Consider the following 14787-nt stretch of genomic DNA (forward strand, 5'->3'; position numbering starts at 1 on the left):
CTGCGTTGACTGCGCTGACGCCTTCGCGAGCAAGCCCGCTCCCACAGTGATCTGCGGCGTTCACAAACCCTGTGGGAGCGGGCTTGCTCGCGATGGGTGCACCACCTATTTCAATTGATAACCCCGCAATGGATCGCACTGACTTGGCCAGGACAGCCGGGCTGTAGTTTTCGTCTTCCGTCATTGCCCATAACCACAACAAAGGCAACAGGAGCATTTCACATGAGTTCATCGAACGCCGGGCAAAGCGCCGGGCAACTGGAAACCCGTGGCATCGAACCGGTGCCGGAAGCGGAGTGCAACGGTCATCCGCTGCAACTGTTCTGGGTCTGGTTCGCCGCCAACATTTCCATCCTCGGCCTGCCACTGGGCGCCACGCTGGTGGCGTTTCGCGGCTTGGCGATCTGGCAGGCGATCATCGTTGCCATCCTCGGCGCTGCCGGTTCCTTCGCGGTGGTCGGGATCATTTCCATCGCCGGTCGCCGTGGTCGCGCACCGAGCCTGACGCTGTCGCGGGCGATCTTCGGTGTGCGCGGCAATATCGGCCCGACACTGGTCTCGCTGATGTCGCGCCTGGGTTGGGAAACCGTCAACACCACCACTGCCGCGTTCGTGCTGTTGTCGCTGTGTTCGATTCTGTTTGGCTCTCCGGTGGAAGCCAAAAGTGCACCGGTGTTGACCCTGATCTTCATCGCGATTTTCGTGCTGCTGACCCTGTCGGTGTCCGGTCTCGGTCACGCGACGTTGCTGGTGATCCAGAAGTGGGCGACCTACGTGTTCGGCGCGCTGAACATTCTGGTCGGCGGTTTCCTTTGCGCCACCATCGACTGGAGCGCCGTGTTCAACGCCACGCCTGCGCCGTTGAGCGCGATGATCATCGGCGTCGGTACCATGGCCGCCGGCACCGGGATCGGTTGGGCCAATGCTGGCGCCGACATGTCGCGCTACCAGCACCGCAGCGTCAAGGCTGCGCGTCTGGTGGCCTCGGCCGCATTCGGTGCGGGTATCCCGCTGGTGTTGCTGATCACCCTCGGCGGCCTGCTGTCGGTGGGCAACAACGACCTGGCGTCGGCCACTGACCCGATCATCGCGATCCGCGACATGCTGCCGACCTGGATGGCCGTGCCGTACCTGATCACCGCATTCGGCGGCTTGCTGCTGTCGAATAACCTGTCGGTGTATTCCGCCGGTTTGACCACATTGACCCTGGGCCTCAAGGTCAAACGCGTCTACGCCGTGGTGGTCGACATCGTTGCGATCTTCGCCGGTTCGATCTACTTCATGCTGATCGCCGACAGTTTCTACGGCCCGTTCATTACCTTCATTTCCTTGCTGGCCGTGCCGATCACTGCGTGGGTCGGGATCTTCGTCGTCGACCTGATTCACCGCCATTACTACAGTCCGAAAGACCTGCTGGACGTCAGCCCGAGCAGCGCCTACTGGTATCGCGGCGGCGTGGAATGGCGCGCCTTCGGTGCATGGGCGCTGGCGATCGTGTTGGGTTTCAGCTTCACCACCATCGGCACCACCGAACAAACCGTCTGGTTCCGCGGCTTCCTCTCCGATTCGTGGCTGGGGCATAACGGCCTTGGCTGGATCGTGACGTTCCTGGTCGCCGGCGGGATTTATTTTGTACTCGGCGGGGCCAGGGATCGCCGCGCCGCGTCGCTCGAGAATGCTCATGCCTAAAATGTTGCACACCGGCCAGGTCATCATCGACCTGGTCATGGCCGTGGATAAACTGCCTCAACCCGGCGGCGACGTACTGGCGCAATCCGCCAGTTTCGAAGCCGGTGGCGGGTTCAATGTGATGGCCGCCGCTCAGCGTAATGGCTTGCCGGTGGTTTACCTGGGCCGTCACGGCAACGGTCGTTTCGGCGACCTGGCGCGTGAGGCGATGAAGGCTGAAGGCATTCGCATCGGCATTGCTCACAGTGCTGAGCGAGACACGGGGTTGTGCGTGGCAATCACGGATGCTTCCGCCGAGCGCAGCTTCGTCTCCTATATCGGCGCCGAAGGTGAAGTGTCCGCAGAGGATTTGAACAGCGTAGCGGCGCAGGCGGGCGACTATGTCTACGTCAGCGGCTACAGCCTGCTGCATGTCGGCAAGGCTCAGGCGCTGGTGGATTGGGTGTTGGCGTTGCCGAGTGCGGTCAACGTGGTGTTCGACCCGGGCCCGCTGGTGGAATCACCCGATGCGCCGTTGATGCAGGCGTTGTTGCCGCGTATCGATGTGTGGACCAGCAACAGCGTCGAGGCACTGCGTTTTACCGGGGCGTCGGACATTGCCGAGGCGCTGGATCGACTGGCCGATCATCTGCCGTCGAGGGTGTTGATGGTGGTTCGCGACGGTCCGCAAGGGTGCTGGATTCATCAGCATGGCGAGCGTCAGCACGTGCCGGGTTTCAAGGTTGAGGCGGTGGACAGCAACGGCGCCGGGGATGCCCATGCCGGGGTGTTTGTGGCCGGGTTGGCGCGAGGGTTGTCGGCGGGTGAAGCGGCGCGGCGGGCGAATGCGGCTGCGGCGCTGGCGGTGACGCGGTGGGGGCCGGCGACTTCGCCTGGGGCGGATGAGGTTGATGCGTTGATCAGCAAGACTTTCGGCGCCTGACGGGACGCCATCGCTGGCAAGCCAGCTCCTACAAGGGATCGCGTAATTCCTGTAGGAGCTGGCTTGCCGGCGATAGGCCCTCAAAGGTTTACACGTCCAACTTGCACGCCGCCTCAACCCCAGCCGCACATAGCTTGATCGGTTTTTATCGACGTTCATGGATACTGATGAACGACGAACGGTTCAGGCCTGTTGCAACGTTTTGACCGTGTAGCGGCGCCAGATCAGGCGGCCCACGGTGATCAGCCAGTTCAACAGCGCCACGGCGAGAACGGTGAGCAACAGTGTCGCCATCCCGTGTTCGACGATGATCTTCCCGGCCAGCAACGGAAAGCCGAACACACCAATGAAGTACGACAGGCTGAACAGCAGCAACGCTTGCGCGGTGGTGCCGTGCGGCGTTTCATTCGCCGCCAGGCCATTGATCACCGAATACGTCAGCCCGTAACCGACCCCGAGCATCATCGCCGCGAGCACGTAGCTCAAGCCGCTGTCGACCACGAAACCGAACATCACAATCGAAACCATCATCAGCCCCGACAACAGGCAGGATGCGAGGAACGGATCGCGCTTGACCACGAATCCGGCAATCACCATCCGGCTGCTGATTGCCGCGCCCATGAAGCCGAAAAAGAACAGCGAGTAATCCAGCGAACGAGACGCCGCATAGCTGGTCTGGAAACTCGACAGACCACCGAAGACGCAGCCGCCGAGGCCTACCATGAGGATCGGGAACACTGCGCGGGACGACAAAATCTGCCGGGTTGCGCGCCAGGAAATGCGTGCGACCGCAGCGGTCGGCGAGGGCGCTTTTTTCAGCTGCGCATCCAGGCGCCAGAACAGCAACACGCCGATCAGGCTGGCCAGCGCCGCGAGGTAAAACGCCGCCGTTACGGGATAGCCCAGCGCACTGGCCGCGCGGCCCAGCAACGGACCGCTGCCGATCCCGGTCATCATGCTGCCCGACAGTAGCGCGAAATATCTGGCCCGTTGGGCAGGCGTCACAAGGCTTGCGACGATGATCGGCCCGAGTGTGTAGAAAACGCCCCAGCCCAAACCCAGCAGCAAGCCGAAAAACAGCAGCAGATGACCGAAGCCCGGCGTCAGTGCAAAACCCAGGCTGGCCGTCACCAGCAGCACGCCGAACAGCGCAATCGAACGCGCCGCGCCAAGCCAGTCGGACAAGTGCCCGGAAACGATCACCGCCGCAAACGTGCTGAGCATCGCCGCCGAAATCACGCTCCCGGCATCGTGTTCGTTGCCGCCGCGTGAGCCGATCAACAGCGACAGCAAAAACGTCGAGCCGTAGGACAGCGACAGCAAATAACTGGCGAGGCAAAACAGGCCGAACAGTTTGCTGGAGACCTGAGGTGGAGCAGTAGACATGACGCGCTTCCTTGACCCGATAACGGAGAGTGTCATCTATCTATCATGCAAGGCGCCGATGTTAGGTCTGAGGTTATCGATTCCAGGGTTAGTGGTGGGCGGAGTAATGCACTCAGCCGATGCCGATTTCTTCCTTGAACAGCTCCATGAAATTTTTCAAACGTTCATGCCGGATGCGGGCCAGGCGTTGACCGGTGAGGGTCTGGAAGCCGTCTGCCAAGTGCAGCAGCTTGGTCTGGAAATGATCGAGGCAAAAGCGTTTGTCATCGTATTCCCGCGCATTCGCTTCCGGGTCTTGTGGGTCATACAGCGCGCTGCCCATGCGACCGGCGATGTAAAAAGTGCGCGCAACGCCGAGCATGCCAAGGGAATCGAGACGGTCGGCGTCCTGCATGATTTTCGCTTCGAGGGAACTTGGGGTGATGTTTGCAGAAAAGCTGTGGGCCTCGATGGCGTGTCCAACGGCGCTGATTTTTGCGCTGGGCCAGTGCATGTCGGTCAACACTGCAGAGGCCTTCTCGGCTGCCAGCCGCGATGCTTGCGAACGCAACGGCGAGTTCTTCTCCACCGACACGCAATCATGCAAAAGCACCGCTGCCAGCAGCACTTCAACATCGCCACCTTCCTCGGCATGAAGAGTGCGCACGTTGTGCCAGACCCGCTGCAAGTGCGACAGATCGTGGGCGCCGTCTTCCGAGGGTTCCAGTGCGTGGGGCAGCAGCCTGGCGGCGAGGATTGGCAGCGGCGCGAAAGCATCAGTCGTCATAAACGTCCTGTTAAGTGAAAACGGTTGGAGCAGCGGCTCCACATCCTCCATAGATCAGCTTTGAATTTCCAGTGTGACGAGCGTTGCGCGCCGACTTAGTATGGCGTTTTCCACTTTTGACGAAGGCACGTCCATGACGATCGAAATCCGCCCGGCGACCCCCAGCGATGCACCGCAAATCCTCGGGTTCATCACTGAACTGGCCGATTACGAACGTGCCCGCCACGAAGTCATCGCCAGCGTTGCCGACATCGAGCGCAGCCTGTTCAGTGAAGGCGCCACGGCCCACGGCCTGATCTGCCTGCGGGACGGTTTGCCCATTGGCTTTGCAGTATTTTTCTTCAGCTACTCCACCTGGCTCGGCAGTAACTGCCTGTACCTCGAAGACCTCTACATCACCCCTGAACAACGTGGCGGCGGCGCGGGGAAAACCTTGTTGCGGCACCTGGCGAAAATCGCCTGCGCCAATGATTGCGGACGATTCGAGTGGAGCGTGCTGGACTGGAACAAGCCGGCCATCGAGTTTTACAAATCGTTGGGTGCGCAGCCGCAGGAAGAGTGGGTGCGGTATCGAATGGATGGTGCGGTGTTAAGGGATTTTGCCGCGGGCGATTGAATCCCTGAAAGATCGCAGCCTTCGGCAGCTCCTACATTGGGTGGCGTACACCTGTAGGAGCTGCCGAAGGCTGCGATCTTTTTTTGTGTTATCCCAATATATGGGAGTGATATTTATATATTGAGATTTTGACGCGTCCGGGTTTATAGTCCAGCTCACTCACTGCCAATAAACAAAACAGGTGAAGCGATGCTGGCGCAATTGATCGCGCTCGATTGGGGGACAACCTCATTACGTGCTTACAAACTTGCCGCGGGTGGCCAAGTGCTCGAACAGCGTTCGCTGTCATCGGGGATCATGCAGCTGCCCCGGACGCCGCGAATCATTAAAGGCCAGGAATGCACCGATGGTTTTGAACTGGCCTTCGATGACGCCTGTGGCGACTGGCTCGACGCGCAACCCGACTTGCCGGTGATTGCCTGCGGCATGGTCGGCAGCGCTCAAGGTTGGCGCGAAGCGGCCTACTGCGATACACCGGCGAATGTCGCCAATCTCGGAACTTCCCTACAAACCATTCGCAGTCTTCGTGGTGTCGATGTGCACATCGTGCCGGGCGTCATTCAGCGTTCGCCGCTGCCGAACGTGATGCGCGGCGAAGAAACCCAGGTCCTCGGCGTGCTGCAAAATCTGCCGGTCGGGGCGGGCGAAGATCTGTTGATCGGCCTGCCGGGCAGTCATTCGAAATGGGTGGAAGTGGCCGACGGCTGCATCGTGCATTTCGATACCTTCATGACCGGCGAAGTCTTCGCCGTGCTCAGCGAACACAGCATTCTGGGGCGCACTCAACAACGCGGCGCATCCTTTGATGGCGAAGCGTTTGACCGTGGTGTGCAAGTGGCCCTGTCGGCGGAGGGCGAAATCGGCCCGTTGTCGACATTGTTCAGCGCCCGCAGCCTCGGGCTGACCGGTGAGCTGAGCGGCAGCGCGCAACCGGACTATTTGTCGGGTCTGTTGATCGGTCATGAGCTGTCGGCGCTGGCCACTGTTCAGCGGCGTCGGCGCAACAGCGCTCATCTGCCGTCGATCATCCTCATCGGTAACTCACACCTGTGTGCCCGCTACAGCCGGGCCCTCGACGCCTGTGGTTTTACTCGCGTGACGCTGGCCGAAAACGCCACCGAACGCGGGTTGTGGCAGTTGGCGCTCGCTGCCGGACTCGTCACCCCACATCCATCCCGTTAAACCTGACTGGAGGTCTGACATGCTCAAGCAAGCCCTGGCGCAAAACGGCCTGATCGCGATCCTGCGTGGCCTGCGCCCGCAGGAAGCGGCGGCTATCGGAGAAGTCCTTTACGCAGCCGGATTTCGCGTCATCGAAGTGCCGCTCAATTCCCCCGAGCCGTACGAAAGCATCCGCATCCTGCGCAGTACCTTGCCCGCCGATTGCCTGATCGGTGCCGGCACGGTGCTGACGCCGGAACAGGTCGAGCAAGTGAAAGCCGCAGGCGGGCAGGTGATCGTCATGCCCCACAGCGATCCCAAAGTGCTGCGCGCTGCAAAAGCGGCGGGGCTGTTCCTGTCGCCGGGTGTTGCGACGCCGACCGAGGCCTTCGCCGCATTGGCCGAAGGGGCGGACGTGCTGAAGATGTTCCCGGCCGAGCAAATGGGCCCGGCCGTCGTCAAGGCCTGGCTCGCGGTGTTGCCGGCAGGAACCATTCTGGCGCCGGTGGGCGGGATCACGCCGGACAACATGCAGGTGTTCATAGACGCCGGCGTCAAAGGCTTCGGCCTCGGGTCCGGGTTGTTCAAACCCGGCATGACGGCGCAAGAAGTGGCAGTCAACGCCAAGGCGTATGTCGCTGCATGGAACGCTCTGCGTTAAGACTTTTCTGGCGCCGAGCGCGCTGCATCTAACAAGAGAGAGAAGAGATGAAAATCACCAAACTGACCACCTTCATCGTTCCGCCACGCTGGTGTTTCCTCAAGGTCGAAACCGACGAGGGCGTGACCGGATGGGGCGAGCCCGTGGTCGAAGGCCGCGCCCACACGGTGGCAGCCGCCGTTGAAGAATTGTCCGACTACCTGATCGGCAAAGACCCACGCAACATCGAAGACATCTGGACCGTGCTTTACCGCGGCGGCTTCTACCGGGGCGGCGCGATCCATATGAGTGCCCTGGCCGGTATCGACCAGGCGCTGTGGGACATCAAGGGCAAGGCTCTGGGTGTGTCGGTCAGCGACCTGCTGGGTGGTCAGGTACGGGACAAGATTCGCGTGTATTCGTGGATCGGCGGCGACCGGCCGGCCGACACCGCGCGGGCGGCGAAAGAAGCGGTCAGCCGTGGTTTCACCGCGGTGAAAATGAACGGCACCGAAGAGCTGCAATTCCTCGACTCTTTCGAAAAAGTCGACCTGGCTTTGGCCAACGTCGCTGCCGTGCGTGACGCGGTCGGGCCGAACGTCGGCATTGGCGTGGACTTCCATGGCCGGGTGCACAAGCCCATGGCCAAGGTGCTGATGAAGGAACTCGATCCGTACAAACTGATGTTCATCGAAGAGCCGGTGCTCAGCGAAAACTACGAAGCGCTGAAGGAACTGGCGCCGCTGACCAGCACGCCGATCGCCCTTGGCGAGCGGTTGTTCTCGCGCTGGGATTTCAAGCGCGTGCTCAGCGAAGGTTACGTCGACATCATCCAGCCCGATGCTTCTCACGCTGGCGGCATCACCGAAACCCGCAAGATTGCCAACATGGCCGAAGCCTACGACGTCGCGTTGGCGTTGCATTGCCCGCTGGGCCCGATTGCCCTCGCGGCGTGCCTGCAACTGGACGCGGTTTGCTACAACGCGTTCATCCAGGAACAGAGCCTGGGCATTCACTACAACGAGAGCAACGACCTGCTGGATTACGTCAAGGATCCGCGGGTGTTCGATTACGACAAAGGCTTCGTGAAGATTCCGAATGGCCCGGGCCTGGGCATCGAGATCAACGAGGAATACGTGATCGAACGCGCGGCGGTCGGGCATCGCTGGCGCAACCCGATCTGGCGCCACGCCGATGGCAGTTTTGCCGAGTGGTGAGTTCTCGCTGACCCACCGCAATTCCCCTGTAGGAGCCGGCTTGCTGGCGATAGCGGCAGATCATTCGACATTGATGGTGCTTTCACACCGTCGTCGCCAGCAAGCCGGCTCCTACAGGGTTCGTGCACGTCTTCAGAACGACCTCAATAAACATAAGAAGAGGCAATCCCCATGCAACCGCAAACCCTCACCGGGCAGGCGTCGTTGGCGGCGCCCAGCCGCAAGCGTTTTTTCATCATGGTGCTGCTGTTTATCACCGTGGTGATCAACTACCTGGACCGCAGCAATCTTTCTATTGCCGCCCCGGCGTTGACCAGCGATCTGGGCATCGACCCGATCCACGTCGGGCTGATTTTCTCGGCGTTCGGCTGGACCTATGCCGCCATGCAAATCCCCGGCGGCTGGCTGGTGGATCGCGTCCCACCGCGCATTCTCTATAGCGTCGCATTGCTGCTGTGGTCGATCGCTACGGTGATGCTCGGCTTCGCCGCCAGCTTCATCGCGCTGTTCGTCCTGCGCATGGCGGTTGGTGCGCTTGAAGCCCCGGCGTATCCGATCAACAGCCGTGTGGTGACTACATGGTTTCCGGAACGCGAACGCGCCACGGCCATCGGTTTCTACACGTCCGGCCAGTTCGTTGGCCTGGCATTCCTGACGCCGGTTCTCGCCTGGTTGCAGCATGAATTTGGCTGGCACATGGTGTTTGTCAGCACCGGTGCGGTGGGCATTCTCTGGGCGGTGATCTGGTACGCGGTGTATCGCGAACCGCGGGATTTCAAGGGCGCCAATGACGCCGAAATCGACTTGATCCGCGAGGGTGGCGGGTTGGTGGATATCCAGGCCGAGACCGCCAAGGCCAAGGCGAAATTCAGCTGGACCGACCTCGGCATCGTCCTGACCCAACGCAAACTCTGGGGCATCTACCTCGGTCAGTTCTGCCTCAACTCGACGCTGTGGTTTTTCCTGACGTGGTTCCCGACCTACCTGGTGAAATACCGTGGCATGGACTTTATCAAGTCGGGCCTGTTGGCGTCGCTGCCGTTTCTCGCGGCCTTCGTCGGCGTGCTTTGTTCCGGGTTCTTTTCCGACTTCCTGATCCGCCGCGGTTACTCAGTGGGTTTCGCCCGCAAGCTGCCGATCATTGGCGGCTTGCTGATTTCCACTTCGATCATCGGCGCCAACTTCGTCGAATCGACGCCGCTGGTGATTGCCTTCCTTGCGCTGGCCTTCTTCGGTAACGGGCTCGCCTCGATCACCTGGTCACTGGTTTCAACGTTGGCACCGGCACGTTTGTTGGGGCTGACCGGCGGCGTGTTTAATTTCATCGGCAACCTGTCGGCGATTACCACACCGATCGTCATCGGCTTCCTCGCCAGCGGTAATTCGTTTGCCCCCGCGATTACCTATATCTCGGTTCTGGCGTTGATTGGCGCACTTTCCTACATTCTGTTGGTGGGCAAGGTCGAACGTATCAAGTTGTAGTCGCAGCCATCGGGCGACCATAATGCCGCCCGTTCCCTCGCTCAACGGTAAAGGCTGGATATGCAGGAAGACGCCCCAAAAACCGCCAAGGACGCTACTCCGACCGGCACCCAGACACTGCTTCGCGGTCTGGGTGTGGTTCAGGCCGTGGCCAGTGGCGCCCGCGATCTCAAGGAAATCGCCCGGCTGATCGGCACGACACGCAGCACCACCCATCGTCTGGCCAGTTGCCTGGTGGACGAGCGTTATCTGCGCGTGGTGCCGCAAGTCGGGTATCTGTTGGGGCCGAAGCTGATCGAATTGGGCTTTCAGGCGCGTGAAGAATTGCCGCTGGTCACGTTGGCCGGGCCGTATCTGGACGAGCTGTCGGCGTTGACCGGCGACACCATCCACCTGGCGATTCGCGAGGGCGACGAGGTGCTGTACCTGCACAAGAATCCAGGACGCAACGGACCGGAAATGCGTTCCCGGGTCGGCCACCGCATGCCCTTGGCGCGCACCGGGATCGGCAAGGCGCTGATGCTGGATGACACGCATGAAGAATGGCAACGGCTGTACGAAGTCAGCTTGCCGGCGGGTGGGAAAAATCAGTTCTGGCCGCAGCACCCGGAGCAATCCTGGGAGCAGTTTCAGCAACGCATGGTCGAGTACGTGGCGGGTGGTTACGCCTTCGATCTGGAAGACAACGAACCGTCGATCCGCTGCGTGGCGGCGCCGATCCGCGATGCCAGCAAACGCATCGTTGCCGGCATCAGCATCGCCAGCACCGTGCCGTACATGCCGCTGGAAAAAATGGCCGAGCTGATCCCCCTGATCAAAGGGGTCACAGCCCGGCTCTCGGCAGAGCTTGGCGCCAAGCTCTGATCAGACTTTCAGCGTCGCCATGTCGATGACGAAACGGTACTTCACGTCACCGGCAATCATGCGGGCGTAAGCCTCGTTGATCTGGCGAATGTCGAGCATCTCGATGTCGCAGGTGATGTTGTGCTCGGCGCAGAAATCCAGCACTTCCTGGGTTTCGGCGATGCCGCCGATCAGCGAGCCAGCCAGCACGCGACGGCTCATCACCAGTTTGCCGGCGTGGATCGGTGGATCGACCGGTTCGATCAACCCGACCAGAATGTGCACGCCGTCAAAACGCAACGCGTCGAGGTAGGGATTAAGGTCATGCTGCACCGGAATGGTGTCCAGCAGGAAGTCAAAGTAACCCGCCGCCGCCTTCATCTGCTCGGCATCGGTGGACACGATCACGTGGTCCGCGCCTTGGCGACGACCTTCTTCTGCCTTGCTCGCCGAGCGGGTGAACAGCGTCACTTCCGCGCCCATCGCCTTGGCGAACTTGATGCCCATGTGGCCGAGACCGCCCATGCCGAGAATCCCGACTTTGTCGCCCGCCTTCACGCCATAGTGCTTGAGCGGCGAGTAGGTGGTGATGCCGGCGCAGAGAATCGGTGCGGCGCTGGCCAGTGCGAGTTTTTCCGGGATGCGTACGACGAAGTGTTCGCTGACCACGATGCTGTCGGAGTAACCGCCCATGGTGTTGCTGCCATCCACGCGGTCCGGTGTGGCATACGTCATGGTCGGACCTTGGAGGCAATATTGCTCAAGGTTGGCCTGGCAAGCTTCGCAGCTGCGGCAGGAATCGACCATGCAACCGACGCCGACCAGATCGCCGACTTTATGTCGGGTGACATTCGCACCGACGGCGGTCACTTTGCCTACGATCTCGTGGCCGGGCATCAGCGGGTAAACGGCAATGCCCCACTCGTTGCGGGCCTGGTGGATGTCGGAATGGCAGACGCCGCAGTAAAGAATGTCGATCGCGACATCGTCGGCCCGAGGGCTGCGGCGCTCGAATTTCATCGGGGCGAGGGGAGTGGTGGCCGACTGGGCGGCGTATCCGATGGCGGTGTACATGGTGAACCTCGCAAAAGCAGTGACAGGTGAGGCGGCGCATTCTGGGCGCCGCACCGATCAGCGGCCATGGCGATTCCTCCGGGTGTCATGCCTATTCCTCCGGCATCGGCGTTCGTTTGGTCAAATGGACGATCAGACCTGCGATGATGCTTTCATCCCTTTTTCCACGACTTTTTTGTGAAGAGCTCCCATGTTGTTGACCCGTCACCTCGATGCCAATGCCGCGCTGGTTTCGCTGATTGAACCACTGGCGACCCGCGACGGTTTCAACCAGACCGCGTTGCCTGGCGTGCAGGTTCTGCGGGCGAGTTGCGATGTCGCCCGTGGCCCGCATATTTACGAGCCGAGCCTGATGATCATCGCCCAGGGCAGCAAACTGGCGTATCTGGGGCCGCGAACGCTGGAGTACGGCGCCGGGCATTATCTGATTCAAGCGTTGCCGGTGCCGTTCGAGTGCGAAACCTATGCGTTGCCGAATGCACCACTGCTCGGGATTTCGGTGGCCATCGACCGGGTATTGCTGGGGGAACTGGTGCTGGCCATGGGACTCGCGCCGGATCGGCACGTTGCGGCGCAGACGCCGGAGTCGATGACCTCGGTAGTGCTCGACGACGGCATGCGCGGTTGCGTGGAACGACTGTTACGTTGCCTGCACGATCCGCTGGACGCCCAGATCATGGGGCCGTCACGCTTGCGCGAGTTGTTGTTCGTCGCCTTGCGTGGGCCGCAGTCCGATGTGTTGCGTGCGCTGGTGGAACAGCAGGGGCAGTTTGCCCGTGTCGCAGCGGCGATCAGTCATTTGCATGCGCACTACACCGAGCCGTTGAACGTCGAGACGCTGGCCAGTTGCGCGAACATGAGTCCGTCGACCTTTCATGAGCATTTCAAGCGCAGCACGTTGTTGTCGCCGGTGCAGTACCTGAAGCGCTTTCGGTTGCTCAAGGCGCAGACGTTGCTGGTGGCGGAAGGTTTGGGCGTGGCGCAGGTGGCGCATCGGGTCGGGTACCAGAGCACGTCTCAGTTCAGTCGCGAGTACAAGCGCTACTTTGAGCGTAATCCGGGAGATGAGCGCGCTGCCTGACACACTGCAAATCCCCTGTAGGAGCCGGCTTGCTGGCGATGGCGTCCATTCAGTCAATAAACAAGTTGACTGACACACCGCTATCGCCAGCAAGCCGGCTCCTACAGGGACCGTGTTGGGGTATGAATTTTGGGCAACAAAAAGGCCCCCATTCGGGAGCCTCGTTGTTCAGGCGTACGACTTACATGTTCGGGTAAGTCGGGCCGCCAGCACCTTCCGGTGCCACCCAGGTGATGTTCTGTGCAGGGTCCTTGATGTCGCAGGTCTTGCAGTGAACGCAGTTTTGGGCGTTGATCTGGAAGCGCTTCTCGCCGTCTTCCTTGGTCACCACTTCGTACACGCCGGCCGGGCAGTAGCGCTGGGCAGGTTCATCGTACATCGGCAGGTTCTTGGCGATCGGGATGCTTGGATCGGTCAGCTTCAGGTGGCAAGGCTGTTCTTCTTCGTGGTTGGTACCGGAGATGAACACCGAGCTGAGCTTGTCGAAACTGATCTTGCCGTCCGGTTTCGGGTAGTCGATCTTCTTGCAGTCGGCCGCGAGCTTCAGGCAAGCGTAATCCGGCTTGGTGTCGTGCAATGTGAACGGCAGTTTGCCGCCGAAGATGTTCTGGTCCAGCCAGTTGAAACCACCGCCAACGATGGCGCCGAACTTGTGGATCGCCGGACCGAAGTTGCGGCTGGCGAACAGTTCGTCGTAGAGCCAGCTCTTCTTGAACGCGTCGACGTAAGTGGTCAGCTCTTCGGTGCCGTCCTTCTCGGCGAACAGCGCCTCGGCCACGGATTCAGCGGCGAGCATGCCGGACTTCATCGCGGTGTGGCTGCCTTTGATCTTGGCGAAGTTCAGGGTGCCGAGGTCGCAACCGATCAGCGCACCGCCCTTGAAGACCATTTTCGGCAGCGAGTTCAGGCCGCCTTTGCAGATGGCGCGGGCGCCGTAGCTGATGCGCTTGCCGCCTTCCAGGTACTGCTTGAGCACCGGGTGATGCTTGAGGCGCTGGAACTCGTCGAACGGCGACAGGTAGGTGTTGCTGTAGGAAAGGTCGACGATCAGACCGACCACCACCTGGTTGTTTTCCAGGTGATAGAGGAAGGAGCCGCCGGTGTTCTCGGTGCCCATGATGTCCAGCGGCCAGCCGGCGGTGTGCACCACCAGGCCTGGCTGATGCTTGGCCGGGTCGATTTCCCAGATTTCTTTCAGGCCGATGCCGTAATGCTGGGCGTCGGCTTCGCTGTCGAGGTTGAAACGCTTGATCAACTGTTTGCCGATGTGGCCGCGGCAACCTTCGGCGAACAGCGTGTATTTGCCACGCAGTTCCATGCCCGGGGTGTACAGGCCTTCTTTCGGATGGCCTTCGCGGTCAACGCCCAGATCACCGGTGATGATCCCGCGAACCACGCCGTTCTCGTCGAACAGTGCTTCCTGGGCGGCGAAGCCGGGGTAGATTTCCACGCCCAGGTTTTCGGCCTGCTGAGCCAGCCAACGGCACAAGTTGCCCAGGGAGATGATGTAGTTACCTTCGTTGTGCATGGTCTTGGGCACAAAGAGGTCAGGAATTTTCTGCGCGCTGTCGGCGTTCTTGAGAACGAAGATGTCGTCGCGGGTGACCGGCGTGTTGAGCGGGGCGCCGAGTTCTTTCCAGTCCGGGAACAATTCGTTCAGGGCGCGTGGTTCGAACACGGCGCCAGACAGGATGTGAGCACCGACTTCGGAGCCTTTTTCGACCACGCAGACGCTGATTTCCTTACCGGCTTCGGCGGCCTTCTGCTTCAAGCGGCAGGCGGCGGAAAGACCAGCGGGGCCGGCACCGACGATGACCACGTCGAATTCCATGTATTCGCGTTCCACAGGTTATCTCCTACTCAAGGCTCAACAGTTTTTTTTCTAATTGGAGGTTTGGTGTCGCATCCAT

13 protein-coding genes are annotated in these 14787 nt (G+C 60.8%); 9 read left to right on the top strand and 4 right to left on the bottom strand.

What is annotated here, in order from left to right; all coding sequences use genetic code 11:
- Positions 1-222: 222 nt before the first annotated feature.
- Positions 223-1689, top strand: coding sequence for a cytosine permease (locus FBY04_RS07970; protein ID WP_008031640.1), 1467 nt, complete (start codon positions 223-225; stop codon positions 1687-1689).
- Entirely contained in the window at positions 1682-2611 is a 930-nt protein-coding gene (locus tag FBY04_RS07975) for a PfkB family carbohydrate kinase (RefSeq protein WP_145314920.1), read from the top strand. Before FBY04_RS07970 ends, FBY04_RS07975 begins: the two co-directional genes overlap by 8 nt.
- Before the next feature lie 183 nt (positions 2612-2794).
- Here the strand turns inward: FBY04_RS07975 and FBY04_RS07980 are convergent, their stop codons facing one another.
- Together FBY04_RS07980 and FBY04_RS07985 are read right to left on the bottom strand one after the other, a co-directional pair.
- Positions 2795-3997, bottom strand: coding sequence for an MFS transporter (locus FBY04_RS07980; RefSeq protein WP_145314921.1), 1203 nt, complete (start codon positions 3995-3997; stop codon positions 2795-2797).
- Between the two features lie 112 nt (positions 3998-4109).
- Positions 4110-4763: an HD domain-containing protein gene (locus FBY04_RS07985; protein WP_084322998.1), complete on the bottom strand. Its 654-nt coding sequence runs from the start codon at positions 4761-4763 to the stop codon at positions 4110-4112.
- A gap of 133 nt (positions 4764-4896) precedes the next feature.
- Between FBY04_RS07985 and FBY04_RS07990 the strand changes: the two genes are divergently transcribed.
- From FBY04_RS07990 to FBY04_RS08015, 6 genes are all read left to right on the top strand, one after another.
- Positions 4897-5379 (top strand): GNAT family N-acetyltransferase, encoded by a 483-nt coding sequence (locus tag FBY04_RS07990; protein WP_084323014.1) that lies wholly within the window; start codon positions 4897-4899, stop codon positions 5377-5379.
- A gap of 189 nt (positions 5380-5568) precedes the next feature.
- Positions 5569-6561 carry a 2-dehydro-3-deoxygalactonokinase gene (locus tag FBY04_RS07995; RefSeq protein ID WP_145314922.1) on the top strand — a complete coding sequence of 331 codons (993 nt, stop codon included), beginning with the start codon at positions 5569-5571 and terminating at the stop codon, positions 6559-6561.
- A gap of 19 nt (positions 6562-6580) precedes the next feature.
- On the top strand, positions 6581-7201 hold the full coding sequence (locus FBY04_RS08000) for a 2-dehydro-3-deoxy-6-phosphogalactonate aldolase (protein WP_084323000.1): 621 nt from the start codon (positions 6581-6583) through the stop codon (positions 7199-7201).
- Positions 7202-7248: 47 nt separating this feature from the next.
- The gene (dgoD, locus tag FBY04_RS08005) at positions 7249-8397 is read left to right on the top strand and encodes a galactonate dehydratase (protein ID WP_007903915.1); all 1149 of its coding nucleotides are present in this window, start codon (positions 7249-7251) and stop codon (positions 8395-8397) included.
- Positions 8398-8568: 171 nt separating this feature from the next.
- Positions 8569-9879, top strand: a complete 1311-nt coding sequence (locus FBY04_RS08010) for an MFS transporter (protein ID WP_145314923.1) — start codon at positions 8569-8571, stop codon at positions 9877-9879.
- Between the two features lie 60 nt (positions 9880-9939).
- A complete protein-coding gene (locus FBY04_RS08015; RefSeq protein WP_145314924.1) occupies positions 9940-10743 on the top strand; it encodes an IclR family transcriptional regulator in 804 nt (267 codons plus the stop codon).
- Here FBY04_RS08015 and FBY04_RS08020 read toward each other — a convergent pair whose 3' ends face one another.
- Positions 10744-11796 carry an NAD(P)-dependent alcohol dehydrogenase gene (locus tag FBY04_RS08020; RefSeq protein ID WP_145314925.1) on the bottom strand — a complete coding sequence of 351 codons (1053 nt, stop codon included), beginning with the start codon at positions 11794-11796 and terminating at the stop codon, positions 10744-10746.
- A 190-nt stretch (positions 11797-11986) separates the two neighbouring features.
- Here FBY04_RS08020 and FBY04_RS08025 point away from each other — a divergent pair, with 190 nt between their 5' ends.
- Positions 11987-12877 carry an AraC family transcriptional regulator gene (locus FBY04_RS08025; protein ID WP_145314926.1) on the top strand — a complete coding sequence of 297 codons (891 nt, stop codon included), beginning with the start codon at positions 11987-11989 and terminating at the stop codon, positions 12875-12877.
- A 181-nt stretch (positions 12878-13058) separates the two neighbouring features.
- On the opposite strand, the gene FBY04_RS08030 is transcribed toward FBY04_RS08025, so the two are convergent.
- A complete protein-coding gene (locus tag FBY04_RS08030; RefSeq protein ID WP_084323004.1) occupies positions 13059-14723 on the bottom strand; it encodes an electron transfer flavoprotein-ubiquinone oxidoreductase in 1665 nt (554 codons plus the stop codon).
- Positions 14724-14787 lie beyond the last annotated feature (64 nt).

Source organism: Pseudomonas sp. SJZ080, from assembly GCF_007828295.1.
Lineage (GTDB): Bacteria > Pseudomonadota > Gammaproteobacteria > Pseudomonadales > Pseudomonadaceae > Aquipseudomonas > Aquipseudomonas migulae_A.

What these genes read in the sequence shown, in the direction of transcription:
- FBY04_RS07990 (WP_084323014.1), top strand. Translation starts at nt 4,897, where the DNA reads ATGACGATCGAAATCCGCCCGGCGACCCCCAGCGATGCACCGCAAATC.
- FBY04_RS08000 (WP_084323000.1), top strand. Translation starts at nt 6,581, where the DNA reads ATGCTCAAGCAAGCCCTGGCGCAAAACGGCCTGATCGCGATCCTGCGT.
- FBY04_RS07985 (WP_084322998.1), bottom strand. Translation starts at nt 4,763, where the DNA reads ATGACGACTGATGCTTTCGCGCCGCTGCCAATCCTCGCCGCCAGGCTG.
- FBY04_RS08015 (WP_145314924.1), top strand. Translation starts at nt 9,940, where the DNA reads ATGCAGGAAGACGCCCCAAAAACCGCCAAGGACGCTACTCCGACCGGC.
- FBY04_RS08010 (WP_145314923.1), top strand. Translation starts at nt 8,569, where the DNA reads ATGCAACCGCAAACCCTCACCGGGCAGGCGTCGTTGGCGGCGCCCAGC.
- FBY04_RS08020 (WP_145314925.1), bottom strand. Translation starts at nt 11,796, where the DNA reads ATGTACACCGCCATCGGATACGCCGCCCAGTCGGCCACCACTCCCCTC.
- dgoD (WP_007903915.1), top strand. Translation starts at nt 7,249, where the DNA reads ATGAAAATCACCAAACTGACCACCTTCATCGTTCCGCCACGCTGGTGT.
- FBY04_RS08025 (WP_145314926.1), top strand. Translation starts at nt 11,987, where the DNA reads ATGTTGTTGACCCGTCACCTCGATGCCAATGCCGCGCTGGTTTCGCTG.
- FBY04_RS07980 (WP_145314921.1), bottom strand. Translation starts at nt 3,997, where the DNA reads ATGTCTACTGCTCCACCTCAGGTCTCCAGCAAACTGTTCGGCCTGTTT.
- FBY04_RS07995 (WP_145314922.1), top strand. Translation starts at nt 5,569, where the DNA reads ATGCTGGCGCAATTGATCGCGCTCGATTGGGGGACAACCTCATTACGT.
- FBY04_RS07970 (WP_008031640.1), top strand. Translation starts at nt 223, where the DNA reads ATGAGTTCATCGAACGCCGGGCAAAGCGCCGGGCAACTGGAAACCCGT.
- FBY04_RS07975 (WP_145314920.1), top strand. Translation starts at nt 1,682, where the DNA reads ATGCCTAAAATGTTGCACACCGGCCAGGTCATCATCGACCTGGTCATG.